Origin of the sequence: Salinilacustrithrix flava (assembly GCF_041228405.1) — a bacterium.
Classification (GTDB): Bacteria; Actinomycetota; Acidimicrobiia; order Acidimicrobiales; family Salinilacustritrichaceae; genus Salinilacustrithrix; species Salinilacustrithrix flava.
The window spans coordinates 2,001,585-2,014,318 of record NZ_CP133888.1 but is presented as its reverse complement, the minus strand read 5'-3'; the positions used below and the strand labels follow the sequence as shown (position 1 = coordinate 2,014,318).

At 70.2% G+C, this 12,734-nt stretch carries 11 protein-coding genes; all 11 read right to left on the bottom strand.

Features of this window, described 5'->3' with window-relative positions; all coding sequences use genetic code 11:
• Window positions 1–148: 148 nt before the first annotated feature.
• Window positions 149–1,390 (bottom strand): cytochrome P450, encoded by a 1,242-nt coding sequence (locus RGQ06_RS09995; RefSeq protein WP_432430294.1) that lies wholly within the window; start codon window positions 1,388–1,390, stop codon window positions 149–151.
• A 79-nt stretch (window positions 1,391–1,469) separates the two neighbouring features.
• The gene (locus RGQ06_RS09990; protein WP_432430295.1) at window positions 1,470–2,582 is read right to left on the bottom strand and encodes an acyl-CoA dehydrogenase family protein; all 1,113 of its coding nucleotides are present in this window, start codon (window positions 2,580–2,582) and stop codon (window positions 1,470–1,472) included.
• A gap of 26 nt (window positions 2,583–2,608) precedes the next feature.
• Window positions 2,609–3,793, bottom strand: a complete 1,185-nt coding sequence (locus RGQ06_RS09985) for an acyl-CoA dehydrogenase family protein (RefSeq protein ID WP_432430296.1) — start codon at window positions 3,791–3,793, stop codon at window positions 2,609–2,611.
• An 84-nt stretch (window positions 3,794–3,877) separates the two neighbouring features.
• Complete coding sequence (locus RGQ06_RS09980; RefSeq protein WP_432430297.1) at window positions 3,878–5,011, bottom strand: CaiB/BaiF CoA transferase family protein; 1,134 nt, start codon at window positions 5,009–5,011, stop codon at window positions 3,878–3,880.
• Between the two features lie 68 nt (window positions 5,012–5,079).
• Window positions 5,080–6,552: an aldehyde dehydrogenase gene (locus RGQ06_RS09975; RefSeq protein WP_432430298.1), complete on the bottom strand. Its 1,473-nt coding sequence runs from the start codon at window positions 6,550–6,552 to the stop codon at window positions 5,080–5,082.
• Between the two features lie 88 nt (window positions 6,553–6,640).
• The gene (locus RGQ06_RS09970) at window positions 6,641–8,140 is read right to left on the bottom strand and encodes an acetyl-CoA acetyltransferase (RefSeq protein WP_432430299.1); all 1,500 of its coding nucleotides are present in this window, start codon (window positions 8,138–8,140) and stop codon (window positions 6,641–6,643) included.
• An 11-nt stretch (window positions 8,141–8,151) separates the two neighbouring features.
• The gene (locus tag RGQ06_RS09965; protein WP_432430300.1) at window positions 8,152–9,192 is read right to left on the bottom strand and encodes an LLM class F420-dependent oxidoreductase; all 1,041 of its coding nucleotides are present in this window, start codon (window positions 9,190–9,192) and stop codon (window positions 8,152–8,154) included.
• Between the two features lie 43 nt (window positions 9,193–9,235).
• The gene (locus RGQ06_RS09960) at window positions 9,236–9,919 is read right to left on the bottom strand and encodes an alpha/beta hydrolase (protein ID WP_432430301.1); all 684 of its coding nucleotides are present in this window, start codon (window positions 9,917–9,919) and stop codon (window positions 9,236–9,238) included.
• 31 nt (window positions 9,920–9,950) lie between these two features.
• The gene (locus tag RGQ06_RS09955; RefSeq protein WP_432430302.1) at window positions 9,951–11,567 is read right to left on the bottom strand and encodes an MFS transporter; all 1,617 of its coding nucleotides are present in this window, start codon (window positions 11,565–11,567) and stop codon (window positions 9,951–9,953) included.
• Between the two features lie 58 nt (window positions 11,568–11,625).
• Complete coding sequence (locus RGQ06_RS09950) at window positions 11,626–12,192, bottom strand: hypothetical protein (RefSeq protein ID WP_432430303.1); 567 nt, start codon at window positions 12,190–12,192, stop codon at window positions 11,626–11,628.
• Between the two features lie 32 nt (window positions 12,193–12,224).
• Complete coding sequence (locus tag RGQ06_RS09945) at window positions 12,225–12,695, bottom strand: hypothetical protein (protein ID WP_432430304.1); 471 nt, start codon at window positions 12,693–12,695, stop codon at window positions 12,225–12,227.
• Window positions 12,696–12,734 lie beyond the last annotated feature (39 nt).

The window sequence follows — 12,734 nt, the reverse complement described above, 5'->3', positions numbered from 1 at the left end:
CTGGCGAGCCGGTTCCGGCCGGACCCCGGCAGCGCTCCGAGAGGGGGAATCTGCTCGGAGCGCCGCCGGTTCCCGGCGGTCGCACAGCGTCCGACCCCATCGGGAGCAGACGATCTGGGGACCGTTGGCCCGGGGGTCCGGACGGGGGCTATTTCGCGATCAGCTGCACCGGCAGGTGCTTGATCCCGTTGATGAAGTTCGACTGGAGCCGGTCCGGGCTCTGGAGCGACTCGATCTTGGACACCCGCCGGGTCAGCTCCTCGAACATGATCTTCATCTCCATGCGGGCCAGGTTGGCTCCGAGGCAGAAGTGCGGGCCGCCGCCGCCGAAGGCGATGTGGGGGTTGGGGTCCCGCGTGATGTCGAAGGTGTGCGGCCGGTCGAAGACGTCCTCGTCCCGGTTGGCCGAGATGTACCAGAGGCTGACCTTGTCACCCTCCCGGATCTGATGCCCCTTGTACTCGAGGTCCTCGGTGGCGTTGCGTCGGAAGTACATCACCGGTGACGCCCAGCGCAGGACCTCCTCGATGGCGGTGGGGATGGCGCCGGGGTCCTCGACCATCATCTGGTACTGCTCCGGGTGCTCGAGCAGCGCCGCCATGCCGTGCGACATGGCGTTGCGCGTCGTCTCGTTGCCGGCCACCGAGAGCAGCAGGAAGAAGAGGTTGAAGTCCATCTCCGAGAGGCGGTCGCCGTCCACCTCGGAGTGGATCAGCGTGCTCACGATGTCGTCTCGGGGGTTCGTGCGGCGGTCCTCGGCCAGCGCGTGGGCGTACATGAACATCTCGACGCGAGCCTCGGTGACGGCCTCCTCCCCGACCATGTACTCGGGGTCCTCGGAGCCGATCATGCGGTTCGACCAGTCGAAGATCTTGTGCCGGTCCTCGGAGGGAACGCCGAGGAACTCGGCGATGGCCTCGAGGGGGAGCTCGGCGGCGATGTCGGTGACGAAGTCAGCCTGCCCGTCGTCAGTCGCGATGGCTCGGTCGATGATCTTCACCGCGATGTCGCGCAGGTGATCCTCGAGGGACCGGATCGCCTTCGGCGTGAAGCCGCGGTTGACGAGCTTGCGGTAGCGCGTGTGGTCAGGCGGATCCATGGTGAGCATCATCCGGCCGGCCTCGTTGAACTCGGCCTGGGCTTCGGCGGCCTCGGCGTCGAGCTCCTCGATGCCCACCACCCCGCCCCGGGACTGCTCGGAGGAGAACTCGTGCCACATGCGGTTCAGCTGGGCGACGTCCTCGTGCTTCGTGAAGGCCCAGAAGCCCGGGCCGTTCGGCTCGGGGTGCTTGTAGATCGGTGCGTTGGCCCGCAGGTGGTCGAACCACTCGTGCGGGACCCGGTCCACGAACGCCTCGCCGCTGAGCAGGTCGATGTCGCTGATGTCCATTTGTTCCCCCTGGATGTTGAACGCTGTTCGCGTGGCCGGCACGTCGCCGAGAGGCGACGCACCCGTCACCGTTGACTGCCTAGGAGAGCTCGAGCGCGAGGTCCGTGCCGATGCTCATCGCCTGCTCCGTGGCACCACCGAGCATGAACTCGATCTGCTTTGCGTGGATGAAGTAGCGGTGGATGAAGTACTCGGTCGCCACGCCCATGCCGCCGTGCAGGTGGACCACCGCGTGCGCGACCCGATGGCCGCCCTCGGATGCCCAGAACTTGGCCGAGGCGACGTCGAGGCGCCCCGAGTCCCCATGCGACAGCCGCCACGCGGCCTGCCACAGGGTCAAGCGGATCCCCTCAACGTCGATGTAGGCATCGGCGAGACGGTGGCCCACGGCCTGGAAGGTGCCGATGGGACGCTCGAACTGCACGCGCTCCTTCGTGTACTCCGCAGTGGCGCGCATGGCCGTCTCGGTGATCCCGAGCTGCATGGCGCACAGCCCGAGCGTGGCCCGCTGGTGGAGCCAACCCACGGCCGAGGCGTCCCCGAGCACGCCGTCGGCGGGCACGTGCACGTCGGCGAGCTCGACGTACCCGTACCGCTCCCGGTTGGTCGTCTCCTGCGGGGAGATGGTGACGCCGTCCGCGCCGGGCTCGACCAGGAAGAGCCGGGCCTCGCCGTCGACGCTGGCCGGGACGACGATGAGGTCGGCCATCGGCGCGACGGGCACACCCGTCTTCACACCGTCGAGCACCCAGCCGTCGTCGACGCGGCGCGCCGTGGTCGAGGGGCGGGTCGGATCCGAGTTCAGCGGCTCGGCCAGCGCGGCGGTGAGGATCACCTCGCCCTCGATCGCGGGGCGCACCCACCGCTCCTTCTGCGCCGCGGATCCGAACTCGGCGATGGGCATCGCGCCCATCACGATGGATGGCAGGACCGGGACCGGCGCCAGCGCCCGCCCGACCTCCACGAGGACGAGCAGCTGCTCGACGATGCCGAACCCGCTGCCTCCGACGTCCTCGGGCAACGAGATGCCCAGCAGGTTGGCCTTGGCCAGCTCGGCGTACAGGTCGGCGTCGTGTCGGTCACCGCCCGCCGCCTCGAGCTCGGTGAGCGATTCGTGGGTGACGCGGTCGGTCAGGATCTGTCGGGTCAGCGCCTCGACGTCCTGCTGCTCCTCGGTGAAGCTGAAGTCCATGGTTCGTCCTCTCGTTGGTGCCCGCGTCAGCGGGGCGGCCTCGGAAGCCCGAGCGCCTTCATGGCGATCATGTCCCGCTGGACCTCGTTGGTCCCCCCACCGAAGGTGAGGATCAGTGCCGAGCGGTACATCCGCTCGATACGGCCCTTGAGCACCGAGCCCGGGGAGTCGCCCTTGATGTAGGCCTCCTCGCCGAAGCACTCCATGAGCAGCCGGTACGCCTCGGTGTAGAACTCCGTGCCGAACACCTTCGTCGCCGAGGCGTCGCCCGGCGTCACGCCGTCGGCGTCGACGCCCCAGGCGATCTTCCAGTTGATGAGCTTGAGGAACTCGGCCTTGGCGTGGACCCGGCCGAGGTTCGCTCGGACCCAATCGTGGTCGATCACCCGTCGACCATCTGCGGTCTTGGCCTCCTTGGCCCACATCACGGTCTCCCGCAGTGCGTTGGTGACCCCGGCAGCCGAGCACAGCGCCACGCGCTCGCGGTTGAGCTGGCCGGTGATGAGCCGCCAGCCGCCGTTCTCCTCGCCCACGAGCGCGGAGGTGGGGACGCGGACGTCCTCGTAGAACGTCTGGCTGGTCGTCGCACCGGTGACCGTGGGGACCGGCGACCAGGAGAACCCCTCGCTGTCCGTCGGGACGAGCAGCACCGACAAGCCCTGGTGCTTCTTGGTCTCCTGGCTCGTGCGGACCGCCAGCCAGACGTAGTCGGCGTTCTCGATGAGGCTCGTCCACATCTTCTGGCCGTTGACCACGTACTCGTCCCCGTCGCGATCGGCACGGGTCGTCAGCGCCGCCAGATCGGTGCCCGCGTCGGGCTCGGAGTAGCCGATGGAGAAGTGGAGCTCGCCGGCGAGGATCTTCGGGAGGAAGAAGTCGCGCTGCTCCTTGGTGCCGTACTCCATGATCGTCGGCCCGACCGTGTTGATGGTCAGGAACGGCACCGGAGCGCCGGCGATGCTCGCCTCGTCCGTGAAGATCGCCTGCTCGAGCATCGTGCGGTCCTGGCCGCCGTACTCCTCGGGCCAGCCGATGCCGAGCCAGCCGTCCGAGCCCATCTGGCGGACGATCTCGCGGTACGCGCTGCCGTAGTCGCCGTCACCCTCGCCGCCGACGAGCGCCTCCCGGCGTTCCGGCGTCATGAGCTCGGCGAAGTACTCGCGCAGCTCGAGCCTGAGCTCCTCCTGGCTTTCGTCGAATGCGATGTGCATCGATTCCTCCTCGGAACGTGAGTTCCTCATCTACTAGAACCCGTTTCAATTCTTATCGGCTCGCCGTCACCGCTGTCCAGTACCTCATGCCACGGCTCGCCCTTCGCGCAGCTGCTCGATCTCCCGCTGCTGAAATCCCGCCTCGGCCAGCACCTCATCGGTGTGGGACCCCGCGGTCGGTGCGGTCACCCGAACCTCGCTCACCGTGCGGTCGAAGCGGGGCGCCGGTGCGGGCTGCAGCTGCCCGTCGACCTCGACGTAGGCCTCCCGCGCTCGGTTGTGCTCGTGGTCGGCGACCTCGGACAGCTCGAGCGCCGGGGCGAAGCACGCGTCGGTCCCCTCGAGCAGCTCGCACCACTCGTCGCGGGTGCGGGTGCGGAACACCGTGGCGATGCGCTCCTTGGCCGCTGGCCACGTGGAGGGGTCCATCTGGGGACCGAGCTCGTCGGGATCGATCCCGAGCCGGTCCAGCAGCTCGGCGTAGAACTGGGGCTCGATCGCGCCGACCGAGACCCACTTGCCGTCAGAGGTCTCGTACGCGTCGTAGAAGTGAGAACCGGAGTCGAGCATCCCCCGCCCCCGGCCGGGCCACTGCGCACGCCCCGGGAAGAAGGGCGCCATCAGCAGCGCCGAGCCCTCGACCATGGCCGCGTCGACGGTCTGGCCCTCACCGGTGGCTCGGGCGTGGACCAGCGCGGCGAGCACGCCGAACGCGAGGAGCATGCCCCCGCCGCCGAAGTCGCCGACGAGGTTGAGCGGAGGCGTGGGTGGTTGGCCGGCCCGTCCGACCGACGCCAGCACGCCACCGAGCGCGATGTAGTTGATGTCGTGTCCGGCGGCGTGGGCGAGCGGGCCGGACTGCCCGAACCCCGTCATCCGGCCGTACACGAGTGCACGGTTCCGGGCATGGCACTCGGCCGGGCCGAGGCCCAGGCGCTCGGTGACCCCGGGACGGAAGCCCTCGATCAGCGCGTCGGCACCCTCGATGAGGCGCAGGACCGTCTCGGGTCCCTCGGGATGCTTGAGATCGACGGCCACCGAGCGCTTCCCACGCGCCAGGACCCCTCCGGTCGCGCCGAAGCCCGCCTGCTTCGCGTACGGCGGACGGTCCACCGTGATCACATCGGCACCCGCATCCGCGAGCACCATCCCGGCGAAGGGCGCCGGGCCGATCCCGGCGAGCTCGACGACCCGGCAGCCACTGAGCGGCCCGGCCATCAGCGCAGGACCTGGAGCTCGCGGAGCTCCTCGGGGGACACCGCCGCGGTCTGATCGGTCATCTCGGCTCAGGCTCCGACCGGGGTCTGCCCACCGCCAGCGTGCCCGGCCGGCACGTTGAGCTGGGTGGACTCCAGGTAGGCCTGCAGGCCCTCGGGGCCCATCTCGCGTCCAAGGCCGGACTGCTTCCAGCCCCCGAAGGGGGCGTGGAACGCGAGCGTGAACCCGTTCACGGTGATGCTCCCCGTCTGCACGCGGCGGGCGAGCTCGATGCCGTGCTCGACGTCTGCGCTCCACACGGAACCGGAGAGGCCATAGGACGAGTCGTTGGCGATGCGGAGCGCATCGGCCTCGTCCTCGAAGGGGATCACCGAGACCACGGGTCCGAAGATCTCCTCCTGGGCGATGGTCATGGAGTTGTCGACACCGGCGAACACCGTGGGCTCCACGAACCAGCCCCGATCGAGGTCCTGGGGCCGTCCTCCGCCGATCACCAGCTTGGCGCCCTCGTCGCGCCCGGCTGCGATGTAGTGCTCGACGCGGTCGCGCTGGCGCTCGGCCACGAGCGGCCCCACGGTGGTGGCGGGGTCGAACGGGTCGCCGACGATCTGCGCCTTGGTCAGCTCGACCAGCCGGTCCACCACCTCGTCGTGGCGGCCACGAGACGCCAGGATCCGCGTCTGCGCCACGCAGGCCTGCCCGGTGTTCATGGTGGCGGCTTGGTGGAGCTGTGGCATCGCGACATCGAGGTCGACGTCGTCGAGGATGATCGCGGCGGACTTCCCGCCGAGCTCGAGCGTCACCCGCTTGAGCTGCTCACCGCACAGGGAGGCGATGCGCCGACCAGCGGTCGAGCTCCCGGTGAAGCCGATCTTGTCGACATCGGGGTGGCGCACCAGGTGCTCGCTCACCTCACGCCCCGCGGGGACGACGTTGAGCACACCGGCAGGGAGGCCGGCCTCCTCGACGATCTCGGCGAGCAGGAAGGCGTCCAGCGGCGTCTCGGGGGCGGGCTTGAGCACGATGGTCGCGCCCGCCGCGAGCGCCGGTGCCACCTTGAGCATCGTCACGAACATGGGGACGTTCCACGGCACGATCGCGCCAACGACGCCCACAGGCTGCTGGCGGACCAGCGTCTGGCCCATGGCGCCGGTCCGCAGCTCCTCGAAGGGGAACTCGCGGGCGAGCTCGGTGTAGTAGTCGAGGACCATGATCGACGCCCACGCCTGGGCGCCGATCGACCAGGAGATCGGGGACCCGTTCTGCTCGGTGATCAGGCGAGCGATCTCCTCGGCCCGCTCCTTCATGATGGCGCTGATCCGCGCCATCACGTCGGCCCGCTCGTCAGGGCTCGTGCGGGACCACGGACCGGTGTCGAAGGCGGAGCGAGCCGCGGCGACCGCTCGGTCGATGTCGGCGGTGGACGCGTGGGGCACACGACCCACGACCTGCTCCGTGCTCGGCGAGATGACCTCGATCACCTCGTCCGACGTCGGCTCGACCCACTCCCCACCGATGGGCAGTCGCTCATGCTGGTGCATCTTCGCTCCTCCTGTCGCCGCGGTCGCGCTCACGACCGCATCGGGTCGGGACAGTAACGCGTTCTAGTTTCCTGTGCAGCGGCACTGTTCAGAGGAGCTCGTAGCGCGGGGTTCCCTCGTCACCGGGAGCGATGCGGACCTCGCTCCCCACGAGGCTCCGCCCGACCAGCTCCGAGGCCAGCTCGGGATCCGCCGGCTGCGCACCCGACCGGCTGCCGTCGGGCCAGCTCACGATCACCGGTGCGGCCGACTGCGTGCCGTCGCGGTCATGGAAGACCGTCATGGCCTCGACCGTGGCCCGGCCGCGACGATCCAGCGCGATCTCCACGCTGTCCTCGCGCAGGGAGGCCTCGACGTCGGAGCAGTCCACGTGCCGGAACCCACGGGGCGGGGGCGTGCCTCCGTAGACCCCGGCCGCGTGGGAGGTGACCAACCCGCCGAGCCCCGATGCCCACGCCAGCTGGTCCGGCTGCTCCCTGCACCGCTCGACGAGGCAGGCGATCGCGTGTGTGCCGTAGTTGCCGCCCGGTCCGCCGAAGAAGGGCAGCCCCCCGGTGACCGAGAGGCCGCGAGCGTCGAGCGGGTCGATGCCGAGGGCGGCCGTGGCGTACTGCACCGCGGACGGGAAGCACGAGTAGATGTCGATGATGCCGAGGTCGTCGGCCCCGATCCCGGCGGCGCCGAGGGCTCGCTCGGCGACCGCGTCCAGCGCGCCGGAGCGGGCGAGGCGGCGCCGTCGTGACGGGAGGTCCGCCTCGTCGCACGCGGCTGCCGACCAGGGGAACACCATGCGATCGGCCGGGACCCCGGCATCTCGAGCCGTGCCCACGGTGGTCACCACGACGGCGGCGGCCTGGTCGACCGTGGGGAAGGCGTTCATCACCTTGGTGTAGGGCTCGCCGACCAACCGGTTGTCGGCTCGGACCTCGGCGATCTCGGCGGCGCTCCGCTCGTGGGGGAACCAGGCGACGTCGGGCCACCGCGCCGCGGCGCGGGTGAAGGGCGCCAGGACCTCGCCGAGCCAGGCACGCTGCTCGGCCGGTGTGCGCCCGGCCTCGGCGGCGAACACGCTCTCGAGCAGGGCGTAGGAGATGGCCGGCAGCAGCGACTGCGCCTGCACCTCGGCGTTGGCCACCTGGTACGGCGGGGGGAGCCGCCGATCACCCCCGTCACCGCCCCGCATCTGCCCGGTCCAGGTCGCGTCTTCGGCACCGGGACGGGACCGCGCCAGACGCACCGCGGAGGCGTCGGCCAGGGCGCCCGCCACCAGGACGGCGTCGTGGCGGCCAGTCCTCACGGCGTCGCAGGCAGCCGCCACGAGCTTCTGGGGCATGGCGCCGTTGATGCGCCCGATCCCGACCTCGGCTCCGGGCCGATCGAGGCGGTCAGCCAGCAGCGCCGCCGAGTCCTCGTCGGCGATGCTGATCGGCTGGGTGACGATCGACGTCAGGCGACCCCGGAGCGAGCCGCCGGCGTCGCCCAGCGCCGCTCGAGCCGCGACCTCGAGCAGGTCGAGGGCGTCGACGACGTCGTCGGACCGGTTGGCGACCTGACCGACGCCGACGATCACCGGGCTGGATGGGTCCATCGGCTCGCCGCTCAGGCGCCGAGGATGACGTCGGCCACGAGACGGATCTGGTCGAGATCGCGCCCACCGATGACGAGGTGCGTGATGCCGGCCTCCTCCCAGGCTGCCAGGTCGTCGCGGATCTGCTCCTTCGTGCCCACGAGGTTGATGTCGGCCACGGCCTCGCGGGGCACGGCTGCGATGGCCTTGTCGCGCTCGCCCTCGTAGAAGAGGTCCTGGATCTCGTCGGCCTCCTTCTCGTACCCCATGCGGGCGAAGACGTTCTTGTGGAAGTTCATCTCCTTGGCCCCCATGCCGCCGATGTAGAAGGCGAGGCCGCTCTTCATCTGGTCGAGCACCGCATCACGATCGTCGGTCACCACCACGCCGCAGTTGGCCGCGATCTCGAAGCTCGCTCGATCTCGACGGGCGCCAGGCCGGGCGAAACCCTCGTCGAGCCACTCGTTGTACATCCCGGCGACCTTCGGGGAGTAGTAGATGGGCAACCAGCCGTCGGCGATCTCTGCGGTGAGCGCGACGTTCTTCGGGCCCTCGCTGCCGATCCAGATCGGAAGGTCCTCGCGCAGGGGGTGCACGATGGGCTTGAGCGGCTTGCCCATGCCGAGGGCACCCTCGCCCGTGTACGGCAACGGGTAGTGGGGGCCGTCGCTGGTGACCGGACCCTGGCGAGCGAGCACCTGACGGATGATGTCGACGTACTCCCGCGTCCGACCGAGCGGCTTGCCGAAGGGCCGGCCGTACCAACCCTCGACGACCTGCGGCCCCGACAGACCCAGCCCCAGCGTGTGGCGCCCACCGCTGAGGTGGTCGAGGGTGAGCGCGTGCATGGCGACCGAGGTGGGCTGGCGCGCCGAGATCTGCACGACGGCGGTGGCCAGACGGATCGTGGAGGTGCTCGACCCGACCCATGCCAGGGGCGAGAAGGCATCCGATCCCCACGACTCGGCGGTGAAGACGATGTCGTAGCCGAGCTTCTCGGCCTCCAGGACCTTCTCCAGCGTGTCCGTGGGTGGTTGCGCCTGCCAGTAGCCGAGCTGAAGACCGAGCTTCATGAGGAGACCTCCGTCGTGTGGTTCCGAATTATTAGAACAGATTCTATTCTTGCGCGCGACTTCCGGCGAACGTCGTCTGGATCCAGTCGAGCAACCGCAGCTCGACGTGCTCGGCGACACCGGAGAGCCCGTGGCCCGCCCCGGGCAGGATCTCGACCTCACCGTGGCCGCCGGCGAGCAGCTGGACCTGGCGGCTGCTCGCCGCGGGGACGATCTCGTCGTCCTCACCGTGGATCAGCAGGAAGGGGCGAGGCGCCAGAGCGGCTGCGGGCTGACATCCGGCCGACTGCGTCGACAGCGTCGCCACGCCGACCACGGCAGATGGGATGGCGGCGCCGAGGTTCACGGCCACGGCGCCACCGAAGCTGTGGCCCACGACCGCGAACGCTCGAGCTCCCCGCTGGGCGGCGAGGTCGGCCACGGCACCGGCGTCCACGACGCAGCGCTCCAGGTCTCCGGGTCGGCGGTAGTGGATGCGGATCGCGCCGATGCCCGACGTCGCCAGACGCCGTCCGAGCCGGTGGTAGAGGGCGCCGGCGGGCCCGAGGGTGCCACCCAGACCACCACCGAGGAGGATGACCACGCGCGATGCGTCGGACGGTCCGTGCCACAGGGCGAGGAGCAACCCCTCCGGGGTGAAGACCTCGATCTGGCGCAGCGCGTCGTCGACGACGACCTCGTCGACGCCCAGGGGGTCGAGCAGGTCGATGGGGCGCAGACGCTCCACGAGATGCCGTCGATCGCCCGGACCCGGGCGGTCAGACCACGGACCGGTTGGCTCGACGCTCCGCCGCCGCGACCGCGAGGTCGTGACCCACCCAGCGGCGTCCCCGGAGCACGACGAGGGCGCCGAAGAGGACCAGCGGGGTGATGGTGAGGAACGAGTTGGCGAGGTGGCCCTTCGAGACGCCGTCGACCGAGAAGCTGTACTGCTCGGACACGATGCCGATCACCAGCGGCGACAGCGCACCGGACACCGCCCCGAGGAAGCTGGTGACCGAGAAGGCGATGCCACGGATGCTGGCCGGGACCACCTGGGCGATCATCGAGGTGAGCGCGGGGAACCCGGCGACGAGCAGGGCCACGCCGACGATCTGCGCCGGAACCCGGAACCACAGCGGCACCGGGAGGAAGGTCAGCATCAGCAGGACGCCGCCGGCGAACTGGGCGTAGCCGGCGATGAGCATCGGCGCCCCGGCGATCGCCCGGGACTGGGCCCGATCGCTGACGAGCCCGCCCAGGTAGGTGCCCGAGAGCGCACCCGAGAGGATGGCCCCGGCGGTGACCGCAGCCGCCTGGCCCGAGGTGAGGCCCGAGTGGCGCTCGTAGAAGGCTGGCGCCCAGAAGCCGAGGCCCTGGGTCGCACCCGCGGCGATGGCTGTGCCCACGATCAGCGACCGCAGGGTCTTGATGCGGATGACCCGGCTGATGTCCCGCTTGAACGTGCGCTCCTGCGAGACGTCGCTGCCGGGATCGGCTTCGGGCGCTTCGGCATCGGCGGCGCTCGTGACCAGCTCGGAGGCCTCGGCGGTGACCTCGAGGGTGACGTGGGCGGTGGTGGCCTCCGTCGCCGTCTCGGCCGTGTCATCGCTGGTGTCGAACTCGTCGCTCTCGCCTCGGCGCGGCTCCTTCAGCCGCCAGACCGCGATGGCGAGCAGCGAGCCCGGCACACCCACGAGGAGGAATGCCCAGCGCCACCCGAAGATCGACGCCACCAGGCCGCCGAGACCGGTGCCCAGCGCCGTCCCGACGGTGGGTGCGATCCGCTGCATCGCGTAGGCCCGGCCACGGACGTTCGGGGGGTAGTAGTCCGCGATCAGCGACTGCGACGACGGGTTGTCGATCGTCTCGCCGAATCCGAGGGCGGCGCGCACACCCAGGAACTGCCAGTAGTTCTGGACGGCGGCGTTCATGCCGGAGATCACCCCCCAGGAGACCAGGACGCCGGCGATGATGCGGGTGCGGCGGTGGCGGTCAGCCAGGTACCCCGCGGGGATCACGACGAGGAAGCCAGCGAAGATGAAGGCGGTGCCGAGCACGCCCGCCTGGGCGTCACCGAAGCCGAACTCCTCCTGCACCTTCGTCAGCACACCGGGGAGGATCCCCTTGTCGATGGCGTCGATGAGTGCGACCAGCGCGAGCAAGGTGATCGGTCGACGGCCGTAGGGTCCCCAGGCTCCCGCCCGGCGACGTCGGCGCGGGCTGGTCTCGGCCCAGGCCTCCTCGGCCCCGTAGGCGTAGGGAGCTGGGCCGTCGCTGTCGAGCTCGTCGACCCCCGACACGCCCGCGCGCCAGTGCTCCTCACCCCCGTAGTGGAACCCCGGGGGCGCGATGTCGGTGGTCGCATCGGTCTTCACTCGCTGGACGTCAGCCATCGGTTCCCCATCGGTCGAGGTGGGCGCCGGCCGGTCGGCCGGCGCCCGGACATGTCGGTCAGGCCGCCGGAGCGGGCCCGGTGCAGGAGTCCTTCGCAGCGTCGTACAGCGACAGCCAGCTGTTCTCGGCGAAGAGCCACTCGCCGTCGGCCTTGACCGCGCCGCCGCCGGACTCGGGGAGGACGACCTCACCGTTCAGCGACAGCTCGTAGATCATGCTTGCCGTGGCCTCGTCGGTGAACTCGGTCGAGAGCACCCTGATGGAGGCTCCGGGCAGCAGGTTGGCGCAGTGGCGGATCGTGGGGATGTTCGCCTCGCCGTTCTCGAGGAAGTCGGCGGCGCCCTCGATGTCCTCGGCGCCGAGCCGATCGAAGAAGCTGACCGCGACGAGGCCGACAGCATCTTCCTCGGCCGCCATGTCCACCGTGGTCGTCGTCTCCTCGGCCTCGGTGGTCGTCGTCTCCTCCGCTTCGGTCGTGGTCGTCTCCTCCGCTTCGGTCGTGGTCGTCTCGTCGTCCTCGGCCGCGGTGTCATCGTCGTCGCCGCAGGCACCCAGGACGAGCGCGAGGGCGGCGATCAAGCCGGTGAGTCGGACGAGCCGTCCTCGGGTTGGGTTCGTGTGCATGGTTCTCCTTGGTTGTCGGGGGTCTCGACGGTTCAGCGCGAGACGGAGTGGGGGGCGGGCATGGCTTCGTCGGACGCCGGCGGGAACCGCGTCATGCCCGGCGCGTCTGCGGTGTCGCCGAGGAGCCCCGCGATGCGGTCGAGGGCCTCGACCGAGCGGTCGGTCGAGATGCGCTCCTCGTAGATCAGCCGCAGGAGCCAGTAGCGGAGGTAGCGGCCGAGCGAGTACCGCAGGAACAGCGCCGCGCCCGCGAAGGTCACGGTGAGCCCGAGGACACCGCCAGAGATGAGGAACGGGACCTGATCGGCCTGGTCGCTCGTCCCGGACGCTCCCCACCACCCGATGAGGACCAGCACGATGCCCACGGGCATCAGCAGCGAGCCGACGAGCAGCAGGCGCTTCTCGGTGCTCGGGGAGCTGCCGCGGATGCGCAGCCGCTCGACCTCCGACTGGAACTCCTCGAGCCGGGCGGAGGCATCGGGCTTCTGATCGCTGTTCTCCATGGTGCGGTTTCCTTCCTCCGGGGAGGGTTGGGCAGGTTG

Coding starts and splice junctions, on each gene's coding strand:
- RGQ06_RS09980 (WP_432430297.1), bottom strand. CDS start 5,011: ATGGCCGGGCCGCTCAGTGGCTGCCGGGTCGTCGAGCTCGCCGGGATC.
- RGQ06_RS09995 (WP_432430294.1), bottom strand. CDS start 1,390: ATGGACATCAGCGACATCGACCTGCTCAGCGGCGAGGCGTTCGTGGAC.
- RGQ06_RS09985 (WP_432430296.1), bottom strand. CDS start 3,793: ATGCACATCGCATTCGACGAAAGCCAGGAGGAGCTCAGGCTCGAGCTG.
- RGQ06_RS09955 (WP_432430302.1), bottom strand. CDS start 11,567: ATGGCTGACGTCCAGCGAGTGAAGACCGATGCGACCACCGACATCGCG.
- RGQ06_RS09970 (WP_432430299.1), bottom strand. CDS start 8,140: ATGGACCCATCCAGCCCGGTGATCGTCGGCGTCGGTCAGGTCGCCAAC.
- RGQ06_RS09975 (WP_432430298.1), bottom strand. CDS start 6,552: ATGCACCAGCATGAGCGACTGCCCATCGGTGGGGAGTGGGTCGAGCCG.
- RGQ06_RS09950 (WP_432430303.1), bottom strand. CDS start 12,192: ATGCACACGAACCCAACCCGAGGACGGCTCGTCCGACTCACCGGCTTG.
- RGQ06_RS09945 (WP_432430304.1), bottom strand. CDS start 12,695: ATGGAGAACAGCGATCAGAAGCCCGATGCCTCCGCCCGGCTCGAGGAG.
- RGQ06_RS09990 (WP_432430295.1), bottom strand. CDS start 2,582: ATGGACTTCAGCTTCACCGAGGAGCAGCAGGACGTCGAGGCGCTGACC.
- RGQ06_RS09965 (WP_432430300.1), bottom strand. CDS start 9,192: ATGAAGCTCGGTCTTCAGCTCGGCTACTGGCAGGCGCAACCACCCACG.